The sequence below is a fragment of the Kitasatospora sp. NPDC004289 genome, assembly GCF_053602875.1.
This window is the reverse complement of record NZ_JBSGEL010000065.1, coordinates 1-26,136: the sequence shown is the minus strand read 5'-3', so window position 1 is coordinate 26,136 and position 26,136 is coordinate 1. Positions and strand designations below refer to the sequence as shown.

The window sequence follows — 26,136 nt, the reverse complement described above, 5'->3', positions numbered from 1 at the left end:
CGGTGCGTCAGGAATTCGGTGCTTCAGGACGTCGGTGCGTCAGGACGGCTGGTTGATCAGCTGGTCGATCTTGGCGTCGGCCTCCTGGGTGGCCTGGTCGACCGACTTACCGCCCTTGAGGATGTCGGTGAGCATGGTCACCAGCACGTTCTGCTTCTCGATCGCGCCCCAGCCGGGGGCCAGCGGGGTGAACCAGGCGTTCGGCACCGCGTTGGCCGCTGCCGCCGTGGCGGGCTTGGACTTCAGCGGGGCGAGCTGGGTCAGGTTGTTCGGCAGGGTGTCCTTGTCGACCAGCACCTGCTGCGACTTGGCGCTGGTGAACATCCGGATCCAGTCCTTGGCCGCGTCCTGGTTCGGCGACTTGGCGGTGACCGCCAGGTCCGAGCCGCCGATGAAGGAGGGCAGCGGCTTGCCGTTGGGGCCGGGCATGCCGACCACCTTGAGCACGTCCTTGAGCGCGGGGTTGCCGCCGACCGGGGCGGTGGCGGTGCCGATCTCCCAGCCGTTGCCGTAGAGCATCGCGGTCTTCTGCTTGCCGAGCACGCCGGCCTGGTTGAGCTCGTTCACGGTCAGGTCGCCGTTGTTGTACTTCTTCACCAGGTCGACGAAGTGCTGGACGCCCTGCTGGGACTTGGCGTCGTGCAGCGAGCCGTGCCACTTGCCGGTGGAGTCGAAGCGGGCGATGGTGCCGCCGTACGCCTCGACGTAGGACATCGCGGCGTACCAGTACGGGCCGGGCAGGTAGAGCGCCGAGTAGGTCTTGTCGCCCTTGCGCTTGGCCGCCACCTTGTCGAGCGCGACCCGCAGCTCGTCCTCGGTGGCCGGGAAGTCGGCGCTGCCGGTGGCTTCCTGGAACGCGGCGGTGTTGTAGATGCCGACCCGGGCGCCCGCGTAGTACGGGACGCAGTAGAGCTTGTCCTGGTACTCGCAGGTCTTGACCAGGCCCTTGATCCAGGTGTCGGAGTTGTCGTAGCTCGCCTTGTCCACCGTGGCCAGGGAATTGTTCAGGATGTACTTCATGGTCTCGGTGTTGCCGAGTTCGACCACGTCCGGCACCTCGGTCTGGCCGGCCAGCGCCGCGTCCAGCTTGGTGATCTTGTCGGCCCAGGTCTGGTAGCTCAGCTTGAGGTCGATCTTGGGGTACTTGGCCGCGAACTCGTCGTTGACCTGCTGGACCAGCTCGGGCCAGTTCTGCTGGGCCTCGTTCATCAGCCAGATGGTGACGCTGCCGGTCATCGCCTTCGGGTCCGCGCTGCTCGGACCGCCACTCTTGGCACCCGAACCACCGCCGCTGCCGCAGGCAGCCGTGCTCGCGAGCAGTGCAGCGACGCCGAACGCCGCCATGAGCCGACGGTTCACGCCATCCTCCTGGATTCGATCCCGGCCCAAGCTGTGGTTTAGACCGGATTGCTGGAGACTGGCCTAGACCAAAGCCGGTGTCAACGGATTCCGGGTGTCCAAGTGACGGACGTTGCAGACCTGTTGTGAGTCGTGTGCGATGCGTTGCCGGTCAGGCACATAGGGTTCCCTTAATGCTCCGTTAAGGCAGCCTGATGAGTCGTCAGAATTCTTGTCGCGAACACGGAAAAAGCCCCCGGAAGGAATTCTTCCGGGGGCTTTTTGTTGACGTTACGTCAATTGCATTCGACTCACCGGCCGGTGAGCACCTCGACGGCCGCCAGTCCGCAGACCCGTGCGGCGCCGTGGGTGGCCACGTACAGGGCTCCGGCGGGCTTGGCCTGGGGGACGCCCATCTCGACCACCGCAGCGTCCGGACGGGCCGCCAGGAGCCGCGTCAGGAGCGCCGTCATCCACGGGTAGCGGTGCTCGTCGCGGACCACCAGGACCAGGCTGCGGCCCTCGGCGCCGGCCAGCAGGCGGTCGGCGGTGGCCGCCACCGCCTCCGGGGTGGCGTCCTCGGGGCCGACGCTCGCGGCCTCGGTGCCCGGGAAGCGGTCGGCCAGCATGGCCGAGACGCCCCACGGGGTCTCGTAGCCGACCGCGAAGTTGGGCTCGGCGGAGAGCGAGGCGACGAACGGACGCTCCGTCACCGGGGTGAACGGGCGGCCCGGGGCGCGGACCACCTTCAGGGCCCGGCGGGCGGCCCGCAGGCCGATCGCCAGCTCCGGGTCGGACTGGCCGGCCTGGGCCTCGATCCGGGCCCAGGAGCCGAGCGCGCGGACCCGCTGGGCCGCGTCCGCCAGCCGCTCCTCGGCGAGCTCGCCGGAGCGGACGCCCTCGACGATGGCGTCGCGCAGGTGGAGCACCGTCTCCTCGTCGTCGTGGCCGCCGCCGACGCAGATCGCGTCGGCGCCGGCCGCGAGCGCCCGCACCGTGCCGTTGCCCATCCCGTAGGTGTCCGAGATGGCGCCCATCTCGATCCCGTCGGTCACGATCAGGCCCTGGTAACCCATCTGACCGCGCAACAGGTCGGTGAGGACCGAGCGGCTGAGGGTGGCGGGCAGGGCCGGATCCAGTGCCGGGACCATGATGTGAGCGGTCATCACGGACTTGGCACCGGCCTCGATCGCGGCCAGGAAGGGCGGCAGGTCGCGGGAGCGCAGCAGGTCCACGTCGACGTCGACCACCGGCAGGCCCAGGTGCGAGTCGATCGCGGTGTCCCCGTGCCCGGGGAAGTGCTTGGCGCAGGCGGCCACGCCGGCCGACTGCAGGCCGGTCACCCAGGCCGCGGTGTGGCGGGCGCAGAGCTCGGGGTCGTCACCGAAGGAGCGCACGCCGATCACCGGGTTGCGCGGGTCGGAGTTGACGTCGGCCGAGGGCGCCCAGTTGTGGTTGATGCCGCAGGCCACCAGGGCCCGGGCCAGCTCGCGGGCGACGTTCTCGGTGAGGGCCGTGTCGTCGATCGCGCCGAGCGCGAGGTTGCCCGGCCAGGAGGAGCCGGACGGGGCCTCGATCCGGGTGACGTCGCCGCCCTCCTCGTCGATGGCGATGAGCAGGTCCGGGTTCTCCGCGCGCAGCTGGGCGGTGAGCTCCGCCAACTGCTTGAGGTCGATCACGTTGCGGCCGAACAGGGCGACCGAGCCGAGGCCGTCGGCCAGGTGCCGGCGCACCCAGTCCGGCGGGGTTGCGGTGCCCACGAAGCCGGGCTGCAGGACCGTCAGGGCGTCCCGGTGGAGCTGGTCGCTGCCGGTCACGGCGGGGGTCAGGATGCTCATCGGCTCAGCCCTTCACGGCGCCGGCGGTGAGACCGGAGGCGATCCGGCGCTGCACCAGGAGGAAGAAGATCACCACGGGGATGGCCATCATCGTGGAGCCGGCCATCATCGGGGCGTACTCGGTGCCGCGGGTGGTGGTGAAGTTGCCGAGCCACACCGTCGCGGTGGTGTTGGTCTGGCTGAGCAGCTGGAGCGCGTAGAGGTACTCGTTCCAGGCCTGGATGAAGCCGTAGATCGCGGTGGCCACCATGCCGGGGGCCAGCAGCGGGAAGACCACCCGGACGAACGCCCCGGTGCGGGTGCAGCCGTCCACCATGGCCGACTCCTCGAGCTCCTTCGGGATGTTCACGATGAAGCCGCGCAGGGTCCACACCGTGAAGGGGAGCACGAAGGTGAGGTAGGTCAGGATGATGCCGGAGAGCTTGTTGTACTGGCCCAGGTCGTTCAGCAGCAGGAAGACCGGGATGATCATCGCGACCAGCGGGACCATCTGGACCGTCAGGATGCCGACGATGACCACCTTGCGGCCGCGGAAGGCGAAGCGGGAGATGGCGAGCGCGGCGAGCAGGCCGACCACCAGGCCGATGGCCACGGTGGAGCCGGCGATGATCAGCGAGCGGGTGACCGGGCCCCAGAAGTCGGAGACCTCCAGCGCGCGCTTGAAGTTCTCCAGCGAGAGCGGGAACGGCAGGAACTTCGGGTCGGTGGAGATGGCGTCCTTGGACGGCTTGAGCGCCGTGTTGACCATCCAGTAGACCGGGAAGCCCATGACCACGGCGGTGATGACGCCGAGCAGGTTGTAGAGCGGGCGCCCCTTGGGGGCCTTCTCCTTGACCTTCTTGGGCTTGGCGGCCGGGGCCGGGGCGACGGGCTGCTCGGACGCGGCGGGTGCGGCGGTGTCGGTCATCGTCACTCCACCTCTCCAATCTTCAGCATCTGGCGCATGTAGACGGCGATCACGCCGAGCAGCAGCAGAACGGTCAGCAGGGCGATGGCGGAGCCCATCGAGTAGTCGTTGACCACGAACGCCTTGTCGTAGGAGTAGGTGGTGAGCAGCTGGTACTCGGGCTCGGGGTGGCCGCCGCGCATCAGGAAGACCTGGGCGAAGACGCCCATGTCCCAGATCACGGAGAGGGTGGCCAGCATGACGATGATGGGCTTGAGCACCGGCACGGTGACGTAGCGGAAGACCTTGAAGGCACCGGCGCCGTCCATCCGGGCCGCCTCCTCCAGCTCCTTGGGGACCTGGGTGAGACCGGCGTGCAGGGTGATCGCCACGAACGGGACCGCACCCCAGACCACCAGGGCCATGATGATGGTGAAGCCCTGGGTGGAGTCGATGAACCAGTTGTGCTTCTCGAAGTCCAGGCCGACCTTGGTGAGCAGCCAGTTGACGACGCCGTAGTCGCTGTCGAACATCCACTTGAAGACGGTGACGGCGACCACGATGGGCATCGCCCAGCTCGCCACCAGGGCGATGTTGATCAGCGTCTTCACCCAGCCGGAGACCCGGACCAGCAGCATCGCGATCAGCATGCCGACGATCATGGTGAAGACCACCGCGCCGACCGTGAAGAGGATGGTGCGGACCACGACGTCCCAGAAGACCGAGTCGCCGAGCACGGTGGTGAAGTTCTTGAAGCCGACCCACTCGGTGGGGATGAAGCCCCAGAGCTGGGACTGCCCGAAGTCCTGGAACGACAGGGTGACCAGCCGGACCAGGGGGTAGCCGAGGACGACCGCCAGCACGACCATGGTGGGCGCCAGCAGCAGCCACGGGGCCGCAGCGGTGCCCATCCGGCCGCCGCGCGGCGGCTTGGCGGCTCTGCCGGAGGCGGGCGTGCCCACGGATGATGAGGGCCGCTTCGGCGGCACCTTCGCGGTGGATGTGTCGGCACTCATCACGTGCTCCTCAACTACGCCTGGTCGTGCATGGAGATGGGGGCCTCACGGCCGTGGCCCGCCGGCCCCCTCGGTTGCTGAGGGGGCCGACGGGCTGACGGGTGATCAGGCCTTGTTGATGACGGCGTCGATCGCGGTGTCGGCGTCCTTCGCGGCGGCCTCGACCGTCTTCTTGCCCTGGGCGATGTCCTGCAGGGCGTTCTGCAGGATGTTCGCCTTCTCGACCTGCAGCCAGCCCGGCGCGGTCGGGACGAACCAGCTGATCTCGGCCGCGGTGGCGGTGGCCGCGGTCTTCGGGTCGGCCTTCAGGGGGCCGAGCTGGGTCTTGTTGTTCGGCAGGTTGCCGGCCTTGATCAGGCTCTCCTGCGCCTTGGTGTTGGTGAAGGCGTTGATCCACTCGGCGGCGGCGGTCTTGGCCTTCGACTTCACCGGGACGGCGAGGTCCGAACCACCCAGGAAGGTGGAGAGGTTCTTGCCGGACGGGCCGGGCATCACGAAGGAGACCAGGTTGTCCTTGAGCTTGCCACCGGTCTTGTCGAACTTCGGGTCGGCGGCGGAGCCACCCTCCCAGCCGGCGCCGTAGATCATGTTGGACTGGCCCAGGCCGTAGACGATGTAGCGGTCCGCGTCGTCCTTGGTCAGGTCGCCCTTCATGTACTTGCCGATGGCGTCCTTCCACGCGGTCAGGCCCTTGATCGCCTCCGGGGAGGAGAGCGAGGCCTTCCACTTGTCGCCGTCCTGCTTGGCGATGGCGCCACCGGCGTCGGCCACGAAGGACATCGCGGCGTACCAGTCACGGGACGGCTGGTACCAGGCGGAGAACTTGTCGCCCTGCTTGGCCTGGATCTTGTCCAGCGCCGCGGTGAGCTCGGCGTAGGTGGTCGGCGCGGCGGTCACGCCGGCGTCGGCGGCGATGTCCTTGCGCCAGGTGGCCACGCGGGCACCGGCGTAGTAGGGGACACCGTAGGTCTTGCCGTTGTAGGTCGCGGAGGCCTTGAGGCCGTCGAGCCAGGCGGAGCTGTTCTCGAACTTCGCGACGTCCAGCGGGGCCAGCGCACCCTTGATCATGTAGGGCAGCATCTCGGTGTTGCCCATCTCGACGACGTCCGGCACCGAGTCGGTGGCGAGGACGGAGTCGAACTTGGTGTTCTTGTCCTTCCAGCCGTAGTACTCGTGGTTGACCTTGATGCCGGGGTACTTCGCGACGATCGCGTCGTCGGCGGCCTTGACCAGCTCCGGCCAGTTCTGCTGGGCGTCGACGGTCAGCCACACGGTGAGGCTGGTGGGGGCGGCCTCCGCCTTGTCGCCGCCGGCGGGCTTGGAGTCCGAACCACAAGCCGCGAGACCGACGACCATTGCTGCGACGCCGACCGCCGCGATGAGCTGACGCTTCACGCCATCCTCCTGAGGGATGCCCGGGTTGCCCCCACCGGGGGCAGGCGACATACCCGTGCATTTCGGCAGGAATGGTGTCGCGAACCCTTGGGACGGGGTTGGGGAATTCAGAGTTGGTCTCAGTGGTGTAGACCAGATGTCTGGAGCTTGGCCTAGACCAATGGGCGTGTCAACGGCTCCCAGAGCAAACCGGACCACCCGTTATCAAGCCGACACCGCTCATCGTTCATCGTGTGATGAGCTCCCCGTTGACAGGCCATACGTGCAACGATGTGTGCCGTTAACGGACGAGGCGGGGCCTGGGAAGGCGCCGCCAGGAGCGGGAGATACGGCCGAATGAGCAGCGACGGGGGCACCACGGCCCAGGTGACCGAACCCGAGGCCCAGAGCCTGCCGACGCAGTCGGCGGCCGACCCGACCGCGCGCGTCCCCAAGTACTACGGACTCAAGCGCCACCTGCTCCAGCTCACCGAGACCCAGCCGGCCGGCACCCCCGTCCCGCCGGAGCGCGCGCTGGCCGCCCAGTTCGACACCTCCCGCACCACCGTCCGCCAGGCCCTGCAGGAGCTGGTGGTCGAGGGCCGGCTGGAGCGCATCCAGGGCAAGGGCACCTTCGTGGCCAAGCCCAAGGTCGCCCAGGCCCTCCAGCTCACCTCCTACACGGAGGACATGCGGGCCCAGGGCCTGGAGCCCACCTCCCGCCTGATCGAGATCGGCTACATCAGCGCCGACGACCGGCTGGCCCCGCTCCTGGACATCAAGCCCGGCGGCCGGGTGCTGCGGATCGAGCGCCTGCGCCTCGCCAACGGCGACCCGATGGCGATCGAGGTGGCCCACCTCTCCGCCAAGCGCTTCCCCGCCCTGCGGCGCAACCTCGCCAAGCACAACTCCCTCTACACCGCGCTGCGCGAGGTCTACGGCGTCACCGTCGCCGAGGCCGAGGAGACCATCGAGACCACCCTGGCCGACCCGCGCGAGGCCGGCCTGCTCGGCTCCGACCTCGGACTGCCGATGCTCCAGCTCTCCCGGCACTCCTTCGACGCCGAGGGCGCCCCGGTCGAATGGGTCCGCTCGATCTACCGCGGCGACCGCTACAAGTTCATCACCAGGCTCCAGCGACCCGCCTCCTGACGGAGTAGGAGCGGTTCCGTCCGCTATCCGAAAAGTTCCCACCGGGGTGGTGACACGCGTCACGCCAGGGCCCAAGATGGCGCCTGACAGTCGATCACCCGGGTGCTGCTCGGCGGGCGTGCGGATACCCGTGCGTTGCGGCGCATGAGGTGACCCCTCATCAGGAGCCGCTTACATGTCGTCAGAAAGCACTGGGGCGCGGCAGCTCCCGGTGGTCACCCCCGCGCGGGTGCTCGCCGGGATCTGCCTGCTGCTGCCCGTCGTCGCGATGCTCTGGGTGTCCTCGTACACCAAGGCCACCCCCGAGATCGCCGGGGTGCCGTTCTTCTACTGGTACCAGCTGGCCTGGGTGCCGCTCTCGGCGGTCTTCACCGTCGCGGCCTACCTGCTGCTGCGCCGTGACGAGCAGGCCCGCAAGGCCGCCGCTGGGGGTGTCTCCGCATGAGCCACACCGGGGTCAACTGGACCGCGCTGACGGTCTTCCTGCTGTTCTTCGTCCTGGTCACCGTGATGGGCTTCCTGGCCTCGCGCTGGCGCCGGGCCGACGACGCGCTGCACCTGGACGAGTGGGGCCTCGGCGGCCGCAGCTTCGGCACCTGGGTCACCTGGTTCCTGCTCGGCGGCGACCTCTACACCGCGTACACCTTCGTGGCCGTCCCGGCGCTGGTCTACGGCGCGGGCGCGGCGGGCTTCTTCGCGGTGCCCTACACGATCGTGGCCTACCCGCTGGTCTTCCTCTTCCTCCCCCGGCTCTGGTCGGTCTCCCGGGTGCACGGCTACGTCACCCCGGCGGACTTCGTGAAGGGCCGGTACGGCTCCAAGGGCCTGTCGCTGGTGGTCGCCCTCACCGGCATCCTGGCCACCATGCCGTACATCGCGCTCCAGCTGGTCGGCATCCAGGCGGTGCTGGACGTGCTCGGGGTCGGCGGCAGCGCGGACGCCAACTGGTTCGTCAAGGACCTGCCGCTCTTCCTGGCCTTCGCGGTGCTGGCCGCGTACACCTACTCCTCGGGCCTGCGCGCCCCGGCGCTGATCGCCTTCGTCAAGGACACCCTGGTGTACCTGGTGATCATCGTCGCGGTGATCTACATCCCGATGCGGCTCGGCGGCTACGGCGCCATCTTCGACTCGGCGGCGCAGAAGTTCTCCACCGTCAACCCGGCCACCGGCAAGCCGGTCGGCTCGCTGATCACCGGCCCCAAGGCGCAGTGGACGTACGCGACCCTGGCCTTCGGCTCGGCGCTGGCGCTCTTCATGTACCCGCACTCGGTGACCGGCGTGCTGGCCTCCAAGTCCCGCAACACGGTGCGCCGGAACATGGCCATCATGCCCGCCTACTCGCTGATGCTCGGGCTGCTCGCGCTGCTCGGCTTCATGGCCATCGCGGCCGGCGTCGGCAAGGGCGTGAAGGGCTTCAACCCGCAGCTCTCGGTGCCGCAGCTGTTCGAGAACATGTTCCCGGACTGGTTCACCGGCGTGGCCTTCGCCGCGATCGGCATCGGCGCGCTGGTCCCGGCCGCCATCATGTCGATCGCCGCGGCCAACCTCTTCACCCGCAACATCTACAAGGAGTACCTGAAGCCCGGCGCCACCCCGGCGGACGAGACCAAGGTCGCCAAGATCGCCTCCCTGCTGGTGAAGGTCGGCGCGCTGGCCTTCGTGCTGCTGATGGACAAGCAGTTCGCCATCAACCTCCAGCTGCTGGGCGGCATCTGGATCCTGCAGACCTTCGTCTCCATCGTCGGCGGCCTGTTCACCCGGTGGTTCCACCGCTGGGCGCTGCTGGCGGGCTGGGCGGCCGGCATGGTCTACGGCACCTGGAAGGCCTACGGGGTCTCCTCCGCCGCCACCAAGCACTTCGGCGGCAGCTCGGCCGAGATCCCCGGCGTCGGCGAGATCGGCTACATCGGTCTGACCGCCTTCGTGCTCAACGTGCTGGTCGCCGTGGTGCTCACCCTGGTGTTCAAGGCCCTCAAGGCCCCCGAGGGCGTCGACGAGACCAGCAAGTCCGACTACACCGCCGAGGCCCCGAAGCCGGCCAGCGGTGCGCCCGAGGCCCCGGAGCCCGTCGCGGCGCACTGACGGCGCCACGGCGCACCGATCCGTGACGCGCGCGCCCTGTGATCGCGCCGTCTTCCCGGTCAACACTGGGAGGACGGCGCGATCATTTGGTAGTACGACCAACGGGGAGATCACGTGGACCACAGCAGCATCACCGTCCTCAACGGGCACCGCACCGACAGCGGCGAGGGCCGGCGCACCCCCCTGCCCTCGCTGCTGATCGCCACCAGACACGGCGAGTCGACCGCCAACATCGAGTTCCAGCTGGCCGCCGAGACGGGCGCGATGGCCGTCCCGATCACCTGCCGGGACGCCGACATCCCGCTCTCGCTGCACGGCCAGGCCCAGGCCCAGGCGCTCGGCCGCTGGTGGGCCGCCCTGCCCCCGGCCGACCGGCCCCGCTCGGTCTGGTGCTCGCCGTACGTGCGCACCGCCGAGACCGCCCGGATCGCGCTGGCCCAGGCGGGGGGCCTGGGCGCGGTGCCGGTCGGGCTGACGGTCCGCCACGACGAGCGGCTGCGCGACCGCGAGCTGGGCGTGCTGGAGATGCTCACCCCGGCCGCGATCGAGAAGGAGCACCCGGGCGAGGCGGCCCGCCGCCGCAAGATGGGCGAGCTCTACTACCGCCCGCCCGGCGGCGAGTCCTTCCTGGACGTCGCGCTGCGGGTGCGCAGCCTGCTGCGCGACCTGGCCGAGGAGGAGGACGGCCGCCCGGTGCTGGTGGTCTCGCACGACTGCCCGGTGCTGATGATGCGCTACGTGCTCGACCGCCTGACGGAGCGCCAGCTGCTGGACCTCGCACCGGTGGCCAACTGCTCGGCCGGCGTCTGGCGCGCCCACGGCGGCCGCCTGGCGCCGGAGCTCTGGAACTCCACCGACCACCTCTGAGGCCCGCCGGGCCCCGCCGGGCCTCTCCGGGCGCCGTCAGCCGAAGGCCCGCCGGTAGGCCTGCGGGGTCGTGCCGAGCCACCGGGTGAAGTGGTGCCGGAGGGTGGCCGCGTTGCCGAAGCCGCAGGAGGCGGCCACCGTCTCCACCGGGTCGTTGGTGCCCTCCAGCAGACGCTGGGCCAGCAGCAGCCGCTGGTTGGTGAGCCAGCGGTGCGGGGTGGTGCCGGTCTCCTGCTGGAAGCGGCGGGCGAAGGTGCGCGGCGACATGTGGGCCCGGGCGGCGAGCTGTTCCACCGTCAGTTCGCCGTCCAGGTGGCGGCGCAGCCAGTCCAGCAGGCCGCCGAGCGAGTCCTCGTCGCAGTCGGGCAGCGGCCGGTTGACGAACTGCGCCTGCCCGCCGTCCCGGTGCGGGGCGACCACCATCCGGCGGGCGATCCCGCGCGCCACCTCGGGCCCCTGGAGCTTGCGGACCAGGTGCAGGCAGGCGTCGATCCCGGCCGCCGTCCCGGCCGAGGTGATCACCGGGTCCTCGTCCACGTAGAGCACGTCCGGCTCGACCCGGGTGAGCGGGAAGCGCTCGGCCAGCCGGGCGGTGTGCTTCCAGTGGGTGGTGGAGCGCCGGCCGTCCAGCAGTCCGGCGGCGCCGAGCAGGAACGCGCCGCTGCAGATCGACAGCACGCGGGCGCCGCGCTCGGCGGCGGCCCGGAGGGCCTCGATCAGCGCCGCCGGGTACTCGTCCCGGACGTGGGTGGCGGCGGCGATCACCAGATCGGCCTCGGCCAGCTTCTCCGGGCCGTGCTCCACCTCGATCCGGTACCCGGCGTGGGTGCGCAGCAGCCCGGGGGCCTCCCCGGCGACCGCGAACTCGTAGACCGGCAGGCCGTCCTCACCCCGGTCCAGACCGAACACCTCGGAGGCCACCCCGAGTTCGAAGGGGTGGACCTCCTCCAGTACCACCGTGACCACGTTGCGCAGCGTCATGGGACCAGCCTGCCCGATGGCAGGATATCGACGCAATGGGTCATTCCTGCCACTCGTGGCCGCCCGCGCCCGGCGGGAGAGTGGAGCCATGGACACCTCGACGCTCCACAGCGCCCTCGCCCTCGCCGCCGTGACCGGCGCGTTCGCCCTGCTCGGCCTGCTGATCGGCCGCGACCTGGCCCGCACCTCCCGCCACGGGCGCGACAACTGGCACCGCCCCGGCGGCTATCCGCGCGAGGCCGAACCGGGCGCGGCGCTACGCGGCACCCTGCCCGCCCCCTCGGACCCGCGCTCCGGCAGACTGACCGGATGGACATCGTCATCCGACCGGCCGTCGAGGCCGACCTCGAGGCCGTCGGCCGCATCACCCACCAGTCCTTCGTCGGTGACGGCCACAGCCCGGCCGACGGCCCCTACGCCTCCCAACTCCTCGACGCGCGCCCCCGGTTCGAGCAGGCCGAGCTCCTCGTCGCGGCCGACCAGGGCGACGGGCAGCTGCTCGGCTGCGTGACCTTCGCGGCCGGCGGCACCCCGTTCGCCGACATCGCCGGGCCGCACGAGGGCGAGATCCGGATGCTGGCGGTCTCCGGCGCCGCCCGCGGCCGCGGCGTCGGCGAACTGCTGGTCCGCGCCGCGATGGCCCGCGGCCGGGAGCTCGGGCTGACCGGGATGGCCTTCTCCACCCGCTCGTCGATGACCGCGGCCCACCGCCTCTACGAGCGGCTCGGCTTCGCCCGCACCCCGGAGCGCGACTGGGAGGTCCGCCCCGGCGTGGTGCTGCTGACCTACGGCCTGACGTTCTGACCGGTCCGGCCCAGGGCCGGTGAAGCCCCCCGCCGACGCCGCACTATGCTCGGACGGCCGTGGAGTGCAGCCTCCACCGCCCGAGGACCAGGACAGCTAGGGGGATCAATGCGGGACATGCCGCACAACGGCACGCCCGTACCGGCGTACACCCTGCAGGACATGCGGGAGGCCCGGGGGTCGGCCGTCGTCCCCGGCCGGAGCCGGTACGCCGTCGACCTCCCGCTCCCGCTCCCGTACGACCCGGCCGCGGCAGCCGGGTCGGCCGGCCGCTACGAGGCGGTCGACGGGCTGCGCGGCCTGGCCGTCCTGTCGGTGCTGCTCTACCACACCAACTGGTTCGAGCGCGGGCTGTTCGGTGTCGACGCGTTCTTCGTCCTGTCCGGCTTCCTGGTCACCCTGCTGCTGGTGCGGGAGCTCCACGACAGCGGCCGAATAGCCCTCGGCCGGTTCTACCGCCGACGGGTCAAGCAGCTGCTGCCGGGGCTGCTCGTCACCCTGCTGCTGGTGGTGGCCCTGGCCCTGCTGACCAGTCCGCTCCACGAGGTCCGGCGCCTGCGGCCCGAGGCGCTCGCCGCGCTGGGCCAGGCCGCCAACTGGGCCCAGCTCCACCGGGGCGGCGCGTACTGGGACCACTACGCCCAGATCGACCCGCTGGCGGCGATGTGGTCGCTCAGCATCACCGCGCAGTTCTACCTCGTCTGGCCGGTCCTGCTGGTCGGCGTCCTCCTGCTGTGCCGCCGGTCGGTGCCGGTCGCCGGTGCGCTCACCCTGCTGCTGTGCGCCGGCGCCGCGGCGGTGGCACCGCTGCGCTGGGACGGCGGCAACAGCGACCGGCTCTACCTCGGGACCGACGGCCGGGCGGTGGCCTTCCTGGCCGGCGCCACCGCCGCCCTCCTGGTGCACCAGTGGCAGCGCCGCACGCACCGGACGCGGCGCGGCGGCGGCTCCTCCACCGGCCTCACGGTGCTGCTCACCGTCCTGGGGACGGCCGCGCTCGCCGGGCTGGTCTGGCTGAGCGTCATCACCACCTCGTACCACCAGCCCTGGCTGTACCGGGACGCCGGGCTCACCGCGGTCGCCGTCCTGGTGGCCGTGCTGACGGTCTGTCTGTGCCACGACCGCGGCCCGCTGGTCCGGGTGTTCTCGTTCGCCCCGCTGGCGGCCACCGGACGGATCTCCTACGGCCTCTTCCTGCTGCACCTGCCGGTGTACTGGGTGCTCCAGCAGCAAACCGACAACGCCGGCCCGGCCGTGCTGCTCGGCTTCGGCGGCGCGGTCTCCTGGCTGGCCGCCTGGTTCCTGCACGGCTTCACCGACCGGGTCCGCAAGGCCGAGTGGCGGATCGGCCGGGCAGTGCCGCTGATCACCGCGGCCGCCGTGGCCGCCGGCGCCGGCGCCTGGTACCTGCCCCAGGTCTTCGAGGCCCGGACGCGTCCGGGCGGCGGGCCCGTGGTGCTGGCGCTGGGCGACTCGCTGGCGCAGGACCTGGCCGCCTCGGTCCAGCAGTACGGCAGCCGGTACACGGTGGTCGACGGCGGGATCAGCGGCTGCGGCCTGTTCGGCCCGGACTCCGTCCGGGTCACCTCCGGGCAGGAGCTGCGGACCAGCGAGGAGTGCCGGGACCGGGAGACCCGCTGGCGCGAGCAGCTGGCCGGGGCGGCGCCGGCCGCCGTGGTGATCCACGTCGGTTGGGACGCCACCGAGCAGAACACCGGCGGCGCCCGGCTCTCGCCCTGCGCCCCGGAGTACCGGGAGCTCTACTACCCGCGGCTCCAGGCCGCGGTGGACCTGGTCCGCAAGCAGGCCCCCGCCGCCAAGGTGCTGCTGATGAACGAGCGCATCTGGAACGGTGCGATCAACCTCAGGTGGGGCTCCTGCTACAACCGCCACGTCGAGGACTTCGTCCAGGCCTCCGACGGCGCCGTCCAGCTCCTCGACCTGGAGAAGCTGCTCTGCCCCCGGGGCGCCTGCGACGCCACCGACGAGAACGGCTCGCTGCTCAACCCCCGCGGCAGCGGCACCTACCTGGCGCCCGCCGGCAAGCGGCTGGTCGGCCCCTGGCTGACGGAGCAGCTGGACCTGGTCCTGGCCGCCCCGGCGGCCGAGCCCGCGGCCACGCCCGAGCCCACCGCCGCGCCCTCACCGACGGCCCCCGGGCCGAGCCCGTCCCCCTCGCCCTCGGCCTCGGCCACCCGCAAGCCCGGCGGGCCGAGCACCCGGCCGCCGACCACCCGGCCGTCCGGCTCCCGGACGGCCACCACGACCAGCCGGCCGACCGGCTGACGGAAGGTCAGCCCTGCTTCTCGGGTACCTGGTAGGTGCCCGAGAAGCAGTCCCGGATGGCCTGTTCGGAGGACGGGCGGCCGGCGAACTCCATCCGCGGGGTCTTCTCGTTCGCCGCCTTGCCCGGGTCCGTCCCGAAGTACGCGGACCAGAAGTAGACGCCGCCCAGCTTGCGTTCGGCCGCCACCTGGCAGACCGCGGTGAACCACGCGGGCTGCGCCCTGTCGTTGCTCGCCCGGACGGTGTAGAAGTCACCGGGCGTCTGGAAGGCGCCCTGCTGGGCCGGGATGCCCACCTCGGTGAGGGTGGTGCCGGGCAGCGGCCCCTTGCCCTTCTTGTCCAGCCAGGAGTTCCAGGACGCCACCAGTTCGGAGACCGGGGCGTCGTCCCCGGCCTTCTTCGCCGGGAAGTAGGCGTCCACGCCGAGCTCCTCGGCGGGCACGCCGATCGGACCCTTCACGTAGTTGTCCCAATTGGCGTCGTAGCCGACCCGACCGTGGTACAGCGTCTTGGCCTGCTCGATGAGCGGCTGCCAACGCGCGTCCCCCTCCAGCGAGTTGAACTCCGTGCCGATGGTGAATCCGGCGGCCCGGTGCTCCTCCGCCATCTTCAGGTACGGCTTCAGCAGCTTGGTGTACGCGGCGAACCACTTGTTCCGGTCGGACGGCTCGATGCTCCCCCGCCAGTCCCCCTGCGGCGACTGGAGCGCGCCCTCGTCGAGGATCGGCCGCACCACCGTGCGCAGTCCGGCCCGGTGCGCGGCGTCGATCAGCAGGGCCACCCGGTCCGGGGAGGGCGTGGTCGGCTCGACCGACAGCAGGTTCGAGGTCTTGCCCTTGGTGTAGAAGGGGAAGGAGACCGACAGCGAGTTGGCGTTCAGCCCGACCACGTACCGCACGATCCGGTCGGCCTTGCCCTGCACGTAGTTGTCCGGGTCGGCCGGGTCGTCGAGCCAGTAGACCTGCACCCCCCACTCCGGGCTCCCGGGCTGCCACGGCTTGGCCACCTTCGGCCCGCGGTAGGTCTCGGCCGGGTCCGGGCTCGGGGCGGCCTTGCCGCCCTGCACGGTGGCGGCGGCGGACGGCACGACGGGGGCGGCGGACGGACCACCGGTCACCGCGCCCGGCTCCGGCACGACCTGCTTCGCCGCGACCGGCACCGCGTGGTCGAACTGGATCGGGTGGTCGCCGAAGACCAGCGGGACGGCGACGGTGGCTCCGACGATCACGACCGGGGCGACGAAGATGATGTGACGCTTCACTGTGGGTCCTAGGCCGGTCAGGCGGGCTTGGCGATGACGACGAACTTGTTCTCCTCGCGCCGCAGGAACTTGATCAGCCCCCGCAGTCCGCCCCAGCCCTCCAGGAAGGAGAACACCGGGATGAGGGCGACGATCGCCATCGGCTCCCACCACTTGCGGCGGTGCTGGGCCGAGGAGATCACGTTGAGCCGCAGCCCCTCCCAGTAGGTCCAGATCACGTAGGCGAAGTTCACCGCCCAGATGAAGACCACGGACTGGGTCACCGGCGAGGTGTTCATGGTGCCGGTGAACCAGGCGAGCAGCATGACCAGCCCGACGTGCTGGAGCGGCCCCAGCACCCAGCTCACCATGCCGATCCCGATGAAGATCCGGAACCGCCGCGGGATGGTCGGGTTGAAGCAGAGGGCGACCAGCCCCCAGGCCCACCGCTCGCGCTGCTTCAGGAAGTCCTTCACCCCGGCCGGGGAGGCCCCGTAGCAGCGGCCGTTGAACCAGTCGCTGCGGCCCGGGTAGCGGATGCAGAAGTTCAGCGCGTGCTGGGCGTCCTCGACGATGGTGTCCGGGCCGAAGTCCCAGCCGATGGTGGCCTCGACCGACGCCCGCATCAGCAGCAGCTCGCCGTGCACGCCGGCGGTCGGCGTGCCGGTGCCGGTCATCGCCCGGAAGCGCGCGATGTCGTCCGCCGGGCGGATCGCGTCGGCGAGCCAGGTGAAGGTGTTGACCGCGTTCTCGCGCGGGTACGTCAGGATGCCCTGCGCCATGTGCTTCGCGTCGTCGCCGGCCCGGCGCTGCCGGTTGACGAACTGGGCGGTGGCCGCGGCGGTGTCCGGGCCGACACCGGTGTCGTCGTCCATGTGCAGGACCCAGACGTCGTCCTCGGCCTCGCCCTCGGCGATCCGCAGCTCGTGCGAGTAGTGGTTCGCGCGGGCCTTGAACTTGGTGCCGTTGGGCGTCTGGTAGGCCTTCGGCACGGTGACCACCCGGATCAACGGGTTCCGCTCCGCGAGCCGGTCGATCTTCTCCCCCGCCTCGCAGCCCTCCTCGGTGAGGATGTCCACCCGCATCCAGGGGAAGAAGGGCGGCAGGTGGTCCACGTACGAGAGCACCGAGCGCTCGAGCGCCGGGTAGGTGTCGTGCCGGCCGATGGTCGGCACCAGCACGATCAGGTAGTCGTCCTCGGCCGGGGCCGGCGGCACCATCTGGCTCACCTTGCGCAGGCGCCGACGGACCATCAGCACGCCCTGGAAGCCGATCATGACGCCGATGATCGGCATCGACCAGACGATGGTGATCACCCAGCCGAGCAGCGTCGGGTTCGGCACGAAGGCCCAGAGTGAGAAGCCGAAGATGACCAGGAACGAGACGTAGAACGGCAGGAGTCCCGGCTTCCAGTCCTGGTGCCGTTCCGCCAGTCGCTGCGCCTCACGGGATATCGTGCCCACGGGCCGCACAGGTGCTGTCGTCATCTCCAACTACGTTTCACTCGGCGGGACTTCGGCCGGGCGCCGGCTGCCCGAGCGGGTACTCGTCCGGCTCCGGCCGGTACGGGGCGGCCGGTGGGGCCTGCTGGACCCACCCCTGCTCCGGCACGGCCTGCGCGGGGGCGGCCTGGACCGGAGGCCGGCCCTGGGCCGGCCCCGGAAAACCGTACCCCGACTGCGGCGGCGGCCCGAACTGCGGTGCGGGGCGCATCGGTTCCTCGACCCGCCGCTGCTGGTCGGCGAGCAGGAACGAGCGGCCCAGCACGACCACCAGACCGGCCGTGACCAGGAGGCCCACCGCGAAGGTCGACAGCTTGAGCCAGCCCTCGACGGTCCCGGTGAACCACTCGCGCTGCGGGGCGTCGAGGAGCGCGCCGGTCAGGCTGCGCAGCCGGTTGTACCCCTCCACCAGGGCGACGCCCATCACCACGCCCCGGGCCCAGTACCGCCCGCCGAGGATCAGCCAGGCCGAAACCAGGTAGACCACCGCGTAGTTGAGGTTGTTGGTCTCGGCCTGCGAGGAGCCGTCACTGACGCCGTAGTAGAAGATCCCCTGGACGAAGGTGACGAAGCCCACCTGCCCGAAGCAGTTGTACGCCGCCCAGATCAGCAGGATCGCGCCCCAGCCGCCCGCCACCACGGCGGCCGGCCGGACGTGCCGCCCGGCGTATCCGAGCTCGGTCGCGTAGGACACCGGTTGCCCCCCTGGTGATGGCCGGTCAAATGCGGCTAGCCTGCCACACCGTTCCGACGCCGTTGACACCGGGTTCGGTCGCCCGGGCGATCGCTATGAAACTCAGTCCAAGTGCAGCGCCGACCAGTCCTGGTTCGCCCCGAAACGCCCCGACCCGCCGGTGATCGCCAACGGGCTGTTGTAGGTGTCCTTGACGTCGGACAGCCGGTTCACCACCGGTCCGGGGCTGACGTTCCGTTCGGTGAGCGACTGCCCCCACACCGTCCACATCGTCCACGGGGTCTGCGCGAGCGTGTCCTGCTGACGGGAGTTCACCGGAACGGCGAACGACTCGGCCAGCACCCGGGGCTTGCGGTACGCCGAGAGGCCGTCGTAGTAGCGCTTGGTCCACAGCTCGCCGGTGCCGATCGGGTCGGTCGGGCTGCCGCTGTAGTCGTCCACCCCGACCACGTCGACGTACCCCTCGCCCGGGTAGTAGTCCCAGGGCTCGACGCCCGGGGCACCGTCCCAGGAGACCGGGGTCCAGACGAAGATCAGGTTGTGCAGCCCCCGGGTCTCCACCAGGTACCGGTAGGTGATCGTCCAGAGCTTCTTGAAGTCGGCGCCGGTCTGCCCGGACCACCAGAAACTGCGCTGGCAGTCCTGGTTGTTCATCTCGTGGTACGGCCGGAAGAGCACCGGGACGTCGTGCGAGGCCAGGTACTCCAGGTGGTCCGCGAGGAAGCGCAGGTCCTCCATCAGGGCCTTGTTCTCGCGGGTGCCGCCCGCCTGGTCGACCACCCGGCCGAACCACTTCGGGTCGGTCGTCCGGGGGGAGCTGCGGCAGAGCACGTTCTCGAAGGACTTCACCGGGGCACCGGGGTACGGCTCGTGGAAGGACATGCCGACCATCCCGGCCGGGGCGCCGCCGTTGTCCGGCAGGGCCGTGGTGCTGCCGTCGCAGTTGCGCTGCGCGCCGCCCTCACCGGTCCCGTAACTGCCGTCCGCCGCACGGGGGTAGCCCGACCAGACCGCCTTCAGCAGGTCCACCGCGTCGTCGGTGTACTGCCACTTGGCCTCGCAGGACGGCCAGCGCCCGGCCGAGTAGCTCCGCTCGTTGCCGACCCCCCAGGTCGACTGCCCGTACCCCGGCCCCAGGTCCGTCTCGACGAACCCCGGCAGCTTGCCGGTGATGTCGGCCGCCTTCTTGTAGTAGTAGCCGGCCGGCTTGGAGCCGGCGAAGTCGCCGTAGGAGGTGTTGTAGAGCTCGTTCTGCAGCTCCACGTGCTGCCCGATGACCGTGCCGCGCGGCTTGCCCGAGCGGGCGGCCTGCTCCAGGTCGGCCAGCATCTGGAAGACCGCCCGGGCGTTGGGCGAAGCGGCCGGGTCGCGCTTGAGCAGGTCCTTGCCCAGGTCGGCCGGGACCGGACGCGGCGTCGGGGACGAGGTCGGGTCGGGCCCGGACGAGGTCGGGGCCGCGGCGGGCCCCGTCCCGTCCTCCGCACCGCTGACCGCTATCACCGTCGCGCACACGACCGAGGCGGCCAGCGTCACGGCGGCCAGCGTCACAGCACCGCCGTGCCGGCCCCGCAGAGATCTCACGGACTCCCCCTGAACGATCCTGATCATCCTTGACGGGGAGACAGTATCCGGACCACCGGGCGGAGCTGACTCCGGGTCACACCGGTCAGCCGGCCTGCGAGAGGGCCCGCTTCTCCAGCGTCGCGCGCACCCGGGCGGCGAAGCCCGGCCCGGCGTCGGTGGCGACCTTGTCCGCGACGACGCCGCCCTCCTTCGCCGAACCCGCGGCCGTGAAGTAGGCGAACCGGCCGAGCGAGCCGTGCGTGTTCGCGCAGCCCACCTCCTGGCAGAAGTCCTTCATGCCCTCCACCTGGAGGCCCTTGATCTGCCCGTTGACGTTGTTCGTCGCCGTCTCCGCCTGGAGCCGCTTGTCGAAGACCGCCACGCCGACCACCACGGCGCTGTCGTTCAGCACGTAGGTGGCCCGCAGCACCTGCCGGCAGCCCTGATTCTCGATCACGTCCGCGAGCCCGCCGGTGATGGCGTGCCAGCACGGGGTGACCGTCGTCGCGCTGCGCCGCGTCCAGGTGGCGCCGCCGAAGTCGATGGTCTGGTCGGGGAAGAACGCGGCCGGGTCCACCGCGGCCTTGTCCGTGCTCGCGTCCCAGATGGCCTTGAGCGACGCGTCGTCACCCGCGAGCGGGGTCCCGGGGGCCGGCACGGGCGCCTTGCTCTCCCCCGCGGTGGCCGTCGGGCTGGAGCCGGTCTTCCCGGCCGTGGGGCTGTTCGAGGCCGCTCCGGTCGGCTTGGCCACCGGGTCGCCGCCCTTCGAGGACACCGAGACCGCCACCGCGACCAGCCCGCCGACGACCGCGAGCGCGACCACGCCGAGCAGCAGCCGCATCCGGGTCTTGCGCTTGGCGTCGTCCTGCGCCCGCTGCGCCATCGCGTCCCAGTCCGGTCCGCCGGGCGGCGGGCCGAACGCCGGATACTGCTGCTGGTACTGCGGGTACTCCTGACCGGGCTGCTGCCCGTTGCCACCGTTCATGCCCACCCCATCACTCATGTGCGCAGATCCTAGGCCATCGCCGGAACCCCCAGACAGGGGCGGTCCCGGGTCCTGGCAAGGCCTCCCGCCGGGCGTACGCCCATCACTGCGGGCCACCACTGCGCTACACGACACCACACAAGATGTGGGGTCCGCCGAGCCAGGTAGCACTACATGTATGCTCGCTCTCGCTGTCGATGCAGGGGAACTCCGGTGGAAGTCCGGGACTGCCCCGCAACGGTGAGCGGGCTTCCGGTACGACCGCCCGCGAGTCCGGTGACCTGCCGACGGTGTGCCACACGGCTTCCCCGCAGACGCCTTGGAGCACAGCAGTGACGTCCGGGCCTCGCGGGTGGGCCGGGGGTGGATCGCGCGCGCCGTGACGGTGTCCGCGCCGTACTCCCCTGCGCCCGATTCGGCCCGGCAGCCATGCCGACCGCCGCCGCCAGGAGAGAAGCGCCTTGACCATCGCTGCCTCAGTTGCCCTGCCCGCCCAGGGAACCGCCGAAGACCGGACCGACCCGGGCGCCGCCCTCCTCCGGCTCCTCACGGACCGCAGCGCCGACCTCCCCCAGGTGGACCCGGGCCACGTCGCGGCCGCTGCGCTGCGCGGCCGGCACGCCGGGTCGGACTTCGCCGAGCTGCGCGGCCTCGCCGTGGAGGCTGCCGCCTCGATGATCGCCGAGGACCCGCAGTACTCGAAGCTCGCGGCCCGGCTGCTCGCCCTGGAGATCCAGGACGAGGCCGTCTCGCAGGGCGCCGTCTCCTTCGCCGCCTCGATCGCCGTCGGCCACGCCGAGGGCCTGATCGGCGACGTCACCGCGGCCTTCGTGGCCAAGCACGCGGCCGCCTTCAACGGTCTGATCGACACGGCCGGCGACGACCGCTTCGAGTACTTCGGCCTGCGCACCGTGCAGTCCCGCTACCTGCTGCGCCACCCGATCACCCGTCAGGTGATCGAGACCCCGCAGCACTTCCTGCTCCGGGTCGCGGCGGGCCTGGCGGTCGGCGACACCGAGAAGTCGGTGGCCGAGGTGGCCGAGCTCTACAAGCTGATGAGCCGTCTGGAGTACCTGACCAGCTCCCCGACGCTGTTCAACTCCGGCACCAAGCACCCGCAGATGTCCTCCTGCTACCTGCTGGACTCGCCGCTGGACAACCTGGACTCGATCTACAACCGGTACGCCCAGATCGCCCGGCTCTCCAAGCACGCCGGCGGCATCGGCCTCTCCTACTCCCGGATCCGCTCGCGCGGCAGCCTGATCCGCGGCACCAACGGCAAGTCCAACGGCATCGTCCCGTTCCTGCGCACCCTGGACTCCTCGGTCGCCGCGGTGAACCAGGGCGGCCGCCGCAAGGGCGCGGCCTGCGTCTACCTGGAGACCTGGCACGCGGACATCGAGGAGTTCCTGGAGCTCCGCGACAACACCGGCGAGGAGGCCCGCCGGACCCACAACCTGAACCTCGCGCACTGGATCCCGGACGAGTTCATGCGCCGGGTGAACGCCAACGCCGACTGGTCGCTGTTCTCCCCGGCCGACGTGCCCGAGCTGGTCGACCTCTGGGGCGCCGAGTTCGACGAGGCCTACCTCAAGGCCGAGCAGGCCGGCAAGGCCGTCCGCACCATCCCGGCGCAGACCCTCTACGCCCGGATGATGCGCACCCTGGCGCAGACCGGCAACGGCTGGATGACCTTCAAGGACGCCTCCAACCGGGCCGCCAACCAGACCGCGCTGCCCGGCCGCGTGGTGCACTCCTCGAACCTCTGCACCGAGATCATCGAGGTCACCGACGACTCCGAGACCGCCGTCTGCAACCTCGGCTCGGTCAACCTGGGCGCCCACGTCGCCGCGGGCGCCACCGTCGCCGACCTGGTGAACGCGATGGACTGGGAGCGGCTGGACGCCACCGTGCGCACCGCCGTGACCTTCCTGGACCGGGTCATCGACATCAACTTCTACCCGACCACCGAGGCCGGGACCTCCAACTCCCGCTGGCGGCCGGTCGGCCTCGGGGTGATGGGTCTTCAGGACGTCTTCTTCCAGCTCCGCCTGGACTTCGACTCCGCCGAGGCCAAGCAGCTCTCCACGCTGATCGCCGAGCGCATCATGCTCACCGCCTACGAGCGCTCCAGCGAGCTGGCCGAGCAGTTCGGCCGCCACGAGGCGTACGGCGAGACCCGGGCCGCCCGCGGCCAGCTGCACATCGACCACTTCGGCGTCACCCCCGCGTGGGCCGACCGCTGGGACGCGCTGCGCGCCCGGATCGCCGAGACCGGCCTGCGCAACTCGCTGCTGCTGGCCATCGCGCCGACCGCGACCATCGCCTCGATCGCCGGCGTCTACGAGTGCATCGAGCCGCAGGTCTCCAACCTCTTCAAGCGCGAGACCCTCTCCGGCGAGTTCCTCCAGGTCAACCCGTACCTGGTCCGCGAGCTCAAGGAGCTGGGCGTCTGGGACCAGCAGACCCGGGACGCGCTGCGCGAGTCCAACGGCTCGGTGCAGGACTTCAACTGGCTGCCCGGCGAGGTCCGTTCGCTCTACCGCACCGCCTGGGAGCTGCCGCAGCGCGCGCTGATCGACCTGGCCGCCGCCCGTCAGCCCTACATCGACCAGAGCCAGTCCCTGAACCTCTTCATGGCGGCGCCGACCATCGGCAAGCTCTCCTCGATGTACGCCTACGCCTGGAAGGTCGGTCTGAAGACCACCTACTACCTGCGTTCGCGCCCGGCCACCCGGATCGCCCAGGCCGCCACCGGCGCCGCCCGCGCCGCCGCCCCGGTCCCGGTGACCGTGGGCGCCCCGACCCTCACCCCGGAGGAGGAGGCCGCGCTGGCCTGCTCCCTGGAGAACCCCGAGTCCTGCGAGGCCTGCCAGTGAGCACCACCCCCGAGACCCCCGGCCGCGAGAAGATGCTGCTCGACCCGGGCTTCGAGCTGACGCTCCGTCCGATGCGCTACCCGTCGTTCTACGACCGGTACCGGGACGCGATCAAGAACACCTGGACCGTGGAGGAGGTGGACCTGCACTCCGACGTCGCCGACCTCGCCAAGCTGAGCGAGGGCGAGCGGCACATGATCGGCCGGCTGGTCGCCTTCTTCGCCACCGGTGACTCGATCGTCGCCAACAACGTGGTGCTGAGCCTCTACAAGCACATCAACTCCCCCGAGGCCCGGCTCTACCTGTCCCGGCAGCTGTTCGAGGAGGCCGTGCACGTCCAGTTCTACCTGACGCTGCTCGACACCTACCTGCCCGACCCGGACGACCGCGCGGCGGCCTTCGCGGCGGTGGAGAACATCCCCTCCATCCACCAGAAGGCGCAGTTCTGCTTCAAGTACATGAACGCGGTCGACCACATCGACTCGCTGCAGACCAAGGAGGACCGCCGCGCGTTCCTCCTCAACCTGATCTGCTTCGCGGCCTGCGTCGAGGGCCTGTTCTTCTACGGCGCCTTCGCGTACGTGTACTGGTTCCGCAGCCGCGGCCTGCTGCACGGCCTGGCCACCGGCACCAACTGGGTGTTCCGGGACGAGTCCATGCACATGGACTTCGCCTTCTCGGTGGTGGACACCGTCCGCGAGGAGGAGCCCGACCTCTTCGACGACGAGATGGCCAAGCAGGTCACCGAGATGCTGGAGGAGGCCGTCGAGGCCGAGCTCCAGTTCGCCCAGGACCTCTGCGGCGAGGGCCTGCCCGGCATGAACACCGAGTCGATGCGCCAGTACCTGGAGGCCGTGGCCGACCAGCGCCTGGCCCGCCTCGGCCTGCCGGTCCGGTACGGCTCCAGCAACCCGTTCGGCTTCATGGAGCTGCAGAACGTCCAGGAGCTGACCAACTTCTTCGAGCGCCGGGTCTCCGCCTACCAGGTCGCGGTCGAGGGCTCGGTCGCCTTCGACGACGACTTCTAGGCCGCCCCGGACCACCGGAGTCCGAACGGACGGAGGGCCCCGACGCGATCGCGTCGGGGCCCTCCGTCCTCACGGTGCGGGCCGGTCAGCCCATCCAGGTCCCGGAGGACCAGACGGGGCTGCCGTCCTGACGGTAGATCACCAGGTTGCCGTCGTCCTGCAGGGTCAGCCGGGCGCCCGGGTTGCCCCAGGTGCCGGCGGACCAGAGGGCGCCGCCGGTGGTCGGGCCGCCGCCGCGGGCGTACAGGACCAGGTTGCCGTCGGCCTGCAGCACCAGGTAGGCGCCGGGGCTGTTCCAGGTGCCGGTCGACCAGGCGGCGCTGCCGTCCAGCTTGTAGATCACCAGGTTGCCGTCGGCCTGCATGACCAGCGAGTCCTTGACGCCCTGGGTCCACCTGCCGCTGCCCAGCTGCCCGCCCGAGGCGAAGGTCTGCCCCACCCGGTAGGTGCCGGAGCCCCAGGCGGCGCTGCCGTCCGGACGGTAGACCACCAGGTTGCCGTCGGCCTGGAGCTGGACCTTGGCGTTGGTGCTGCCGTAGGTGCCGGTCGACCAGAGGCCGCCGCCCAGGGTGTAGCCGCCGGTCGGGCCGTACACCACGAAGTTGCCGTCGCCCTGCATCACCGCGTAGGCGCCGAGGGTGCCGGAGGTCCCGCTGCGCCAGAGCACCGGGCCGGGGCCGTTGTGGGTGTTCAGCCGGGCCACCAGGTCACCGTCGGACTGCATGGTCACCGTGGTGGTGTCGCCGGCCAGGCTGGCGCCGCTGGGGAGCCGCTGGCCGGACTTGACCGTGCGGTCCGACGCCGCGGAGCTGACGTCCAGGACGTTGGAGTCGATGTTGATCCGGATGCCGCCCCAGGTCTCGTCGTGGTCGCCCCGGTGCTGGTGCACCCGGCGGCCGCCGGCCAGCCAGTAGTACGGCTTGGCCAGGCCCATGCCCTGGTCGGACAGGTCCGCGTACTGGTTCCAGGCCGCCGACCAGATGACGTCGGGGGTGGGGTAGTACGGGTCCTCGTACTTGGTGCCCAGGTCCTTCACCGCGCCGGAGGCGCTGGAGTAGACGCCCGAGCGGTAGCCGAGCGAGTGCACCTGGTTGGTCCAGCCCTTGAGGTAGGCCAGCACGCGCGGCGAGTCGGCGGCCGCGTAGCCGCCCTCGACGTCGCTGTAGACCAGGCTGAGCCGCGGGAAGCCGAGGTCGGTGACGGCCTTGACCGCGTCCGCGGCCTCCTCGGCGCCCTGCGCCTCGGCCTTCACCAGGTCGGTGTCGATCTGCAGCGAGTAGCCCGACTTGGCCTGGCGGCCGACGTAGACCGGCAGGAAGGTCCAGCCCTTGGCGGCCCGGCCGGAGACCCAGGCCGGCGTCAGGTTGCCCTGGGCGCAGGCCCGGGCGGCACCGCCGACGTAGATGCCGACGGTCCGGTAGGGCGAGGCGGACCAGGAGTCCATGGCCGTCGAGGACGGGGCCGCGCAGGTGTCGAAGGCCTGGCCGACGGCCTCGGTCGAGGGCACGGCGGTGTCGGCGGCGGCGGCCCGCGGGGTTGCTCCCCTTGAACGACAGCAGCACCACCAGGATCCCGCCGCAGACGATCGCGCAGTCCGCCAGGTTGAAGACCGCGAAGTGCT

General features: G+C 70.9%; 20 protein-coding genes, 1 pseudogene and 1 riboswitch. Of the genes and pseudogenes, 8 read left to right on the top strand and 13 right to left on the bottom strand.

Annotation, left to right across the window (positions count from 1 at the left end):
* Positions 1 to 39 precede the first annotated feature (39 nt).
* The 5 genes from ACWEPF_RS31620 to ACWEPF_RS31600 form a co-directional block, all read right to left on the bottom strand.
* A complete protein-coding gene (locus ACWEPF_RS31620) occupies positions 40 to 1,359 on the bottom strand; it encodes an extracellular solute-binding protein (protein ID WP_452175253.1) in 1,320 nt (439 codons plus the stop codon).
* 290 nt (positions 1,360 to 1,649) lie between these two features.
* Entirely contained in the window at positions 1,650 to 3,176 is a 1,527-nt protein-coding gene (locus tag ACWEPF_RS31615; RefSeq protein ID WP_452175252.1) for a glycoside hydrolase family 3 protein, read from the bottom strand.
* A gap of 4 nt (positions 3,177 to 3,180) precedes the next feature.
* Entirely contained in the window at positions 3,181 to 3,945 is a 765-nt protein-coding gene (locus ACWEPF_RS31610; protein ID WP_345290242.1) for a carbohydrate ABC transporter permease, read from the bottom strand.
* A 140-nt stretch (positions 3,946 to 4,085) separates the two neighbouring features.
* Positions 4,086 to 5,081: a carbohydrate ABC transporter permease gene (locus tag ACWEPF_RS31605; RefSeq protein WP_345290015.1), complete on the bottom strand. Its 996-nt coding sequence runs from the start codon at positions 5,079 to 5,081 to the stop codon at positions 4,086 to 4,088.
* A gap of 102 nt (positions 5,082 to 5,183) precedes the next feature.
* Entirely contained in the window at positions 5,184 to 6,473 is a 1,290-nt protein-coding gene (locus ACWEPF_RS31600; protein WP_452175251.1) for an extracellular solute-binding protein, read from the bottom strand.
* Between the two features lie 336 nt (positions 6,474 to 6,809).
* Here ACWEPF_RS31600 and ACWEPF_RS31595 point away from each other — a divergent pair, with 336 nt between their 5' ends.
* From ACWEPF_RS31595 to ACWEPF_RS31580, 4 genes are all read left to right on the top strand, one after another.
* Positions 6,810 to 7,604, top strand: a complete 795-nt coding sequence (locus ACWEPF_RS31595; protein ID WP_345290013.1) for a GntR family transcriptional regulator — start codon at positions 6,810 to 6,812, stop codon at positions 7,602 to 7,604.
* A 175-nt stretch (positions 7,605 to 7,779) separates the two neighbouring features.
* Positions 7,780 to 8,049, top strand: coding sequence for a DUF3311 domain-containing protein (locus ACWEPF_RS31590; RefSeq protein ID WP_452175250.1), 270 nt, complete (start codon positions 7,780 to 7,782; stop codon positions 8,047 to 8,049).
* Positions 8,046 to 9,686 (top strand): monocarboxylate uptake permease MctP, encoded by a 1,641-nt coding sequence (gene mctP / locus ACWEPF_RS31585; RefSeq protein WP_345290010.1) that lies wholly within the window; start codon positions 8,046 to 8,048, stop codon positions 9,684 to 9,686. The genes ACWEPF_RS31590 and mctP overlap by 4 nt, the downstream gene beginning before the upstream one ends.
* 114 nt (positions 9,687 to 9,800) lie before the next feature.
* Positions 9,801 to 10,553: a histidine phosphatase family protein gene (locus ACWEPF_RS31580; RefSeq protein ID WP_452175249.1), complete on the top strand. Its 753-nt coding sequence runs from the start codon at positions 9,801 to 9,803 to the stop codon at positions 10,551 to 10,553.
* Positions 10,554 to 10,589: 36 nt separating this feature from the next.
* On the opposite strand, the gene ACWEPF_RS31575 is transcribed toward ACWEPF_RS31580, so the two are convergent.
* Complete coding sequence (locus tag ACWEPF_RS31575; RefSeq protein WP_345290008.1) at positions 10,590 to 11,534, bottom strand: helix-turn-helix domain-containing protein; 945 nt, start codon at positions 11,532 to 11,534, stop codon at positions 10,590 to 10,592.
* Positions 11,535 to 11,843: 309 nt separating this feature from the next.
* Here ACWEPF_RS31575 and ACWEPF_RS31570 point away from each other — a divergent pair, with 309 nt between their 5' ends.
* Positions 11,844 to 12,338 carry a GNAT family N-acetyltransferase gene (locus tag ACWEPF_RS31570; RefSeq protein WP_452175248.1) on the top strand — a complete coding sequence of 165 codons (495 nt, stop codon included), beginning with the start codon at positions 11,844 to 11,846 and terminating at the stop codon, positions 12,336 to 12,338.
* Positions 12,339 to 12,446: 108 nt separating this feature from the next.
* Complete coding sequence (locus ACWEPF_RS31565) at positions 12,447 to 14,624, top strand: acyltransferase family protein (RefSeq protein ID WP_452175247.1); 2,178 nt, start codon at positions 12,447 to 12,449, stop codon at positions 14,622 to 14,624.
* Between the two features lie 7 nt (positions 14,625 to 14,631).
* Here ACWEPF_RS31565 and ACWEPF_RS31560 read toward each other — a convergent pair whose 3' ends face one another.
* The 5 genes from ACWEPF_RS31560 to ACWEPF_RS31540 all read right to left on the bottom strand — a co-directional run bounded on the left by ACWEPF_RS31560 (position 14,632) and on the right by ACWEPF_RS31540 (position 20,626).
* On the bottom strand, positions 14,632 to 15,885 hold the full coding sequence (locus tag ACWEPF_RS31560) for a glycoside hydrolase family 113 (protein ID WP_452175246.1): 1,254 nt from the start codon (positions 15,883 to 15,885) through the stop codon (positions 14,632 to 14,634).
* Positions 15,886 to 15,902: 17 nt separating this feature from the next.
* Positions 15,903 to 17,351, bottom strand: coding sequence for a glycosyltransferase family 2 protein (locus tag ACWEPF_RS31555; RefSeq protein WP_380150131.1), 1,449 nt, complete (start codon positions 17,349 to 17,351; stop codon positions 15,903 to 15,905).
* Positions 17,352 to 17,364: 13 nt separating this feature from the next.
* Complete coding sequence (locus ACWEPF_RS31550; RefSeq protein ID WP_452175245.1) at positions 17,365 to 18,060, bottom strand: hypothetical protein; 696 nt, start codon at positions 18,058 to 18,060, stop codon at positions 17,365 to 17,367.
* 102 nt (positions 18,061 to 18,162) lie between these two features.
* Positions 18,163 to 19,641 (bottom strand): glycoside hydrolase family 26 protein, encoded by a 1,479-nt coding sequence (locus ACWEPF_RS31545; protein ID WP_452175244.1) that lies wholly within the window; start codon positions 19,639 to 19,641, stop codon positions 18,163 to 18,165.
* 85 nt (positions 19,642 to 19,726) lie between these two features.
* Entirely contained in the window at positions 19,727 to 20,626 is a 900-nt protein-coding gene (locus ACWEPF_RS31540; RefSeq protein ID WP_452175243.1) for a hypothetical protein, read from the bottom strand.
* Between the two features lie 160 nt (positions 20,627 to 20,786).
* Positions 20,787 to 20,911, top strand: a riboswitch (cobalamin riboswitch).
* Between the two features lie 158 nt (positions 20,912 to 21,069).
* Here ACWEPF_RS31540 and ACWEPF_RS31535 point away from each other — a divergent pair.
* Both ACWEPF_RS31535 and ACWEPF_RS31530 read left to right on the top strand, forming a co-directional pair.
* Positions 21,070 to 23,487, top strand: coding sequence for a ribonucleoside-diphosphate reductase subunit alpha (locus ACWEPF_RS31535; RefSeq protein ID WP_380150135.1), 2,418 nt, complete (start codon positions 21,070 to 21,072; stop codon positions 23,485 to 23,487).
* Positions 23,488 to 23,519: 32 nt separating this feature from the next.
* Entirely contained in the window at positions 23,520 to 24,515 is a 996-nt protein-coding gene (locus tag ACWEPF_RS31530; RefSeq protein WP_345287434.1) for a ribonucleotide-diphosphate reductase subunit beta, read from the top strand.
* An 85-nt stretch (positions 24,516 to 24,600) separates the two neighbouring features.
* Here the strand turns inward: ACWEPF_RS31530 and ACWEPF_RS31525 are convergent, their stop codons facing one another.
* A complete protein-coding gene (locus tag ACWEPF_RS31525) occupies positions 24,601 to 25,959 on the bottom strand; it encodes a glycoside hydrolase domain-containing protein (protein ID WP_452175242.1) in 1,359 nt (452 codons plus the stop codon).
* A gap of 82 nt (positions 25,960 to 26,041) precedes the next feature.
* Positions 26,042 to 26,136, bottom strand: a pseudogene (locus ACWEPF_RS31520) (signal peptidase II); the annotation flags it as partial.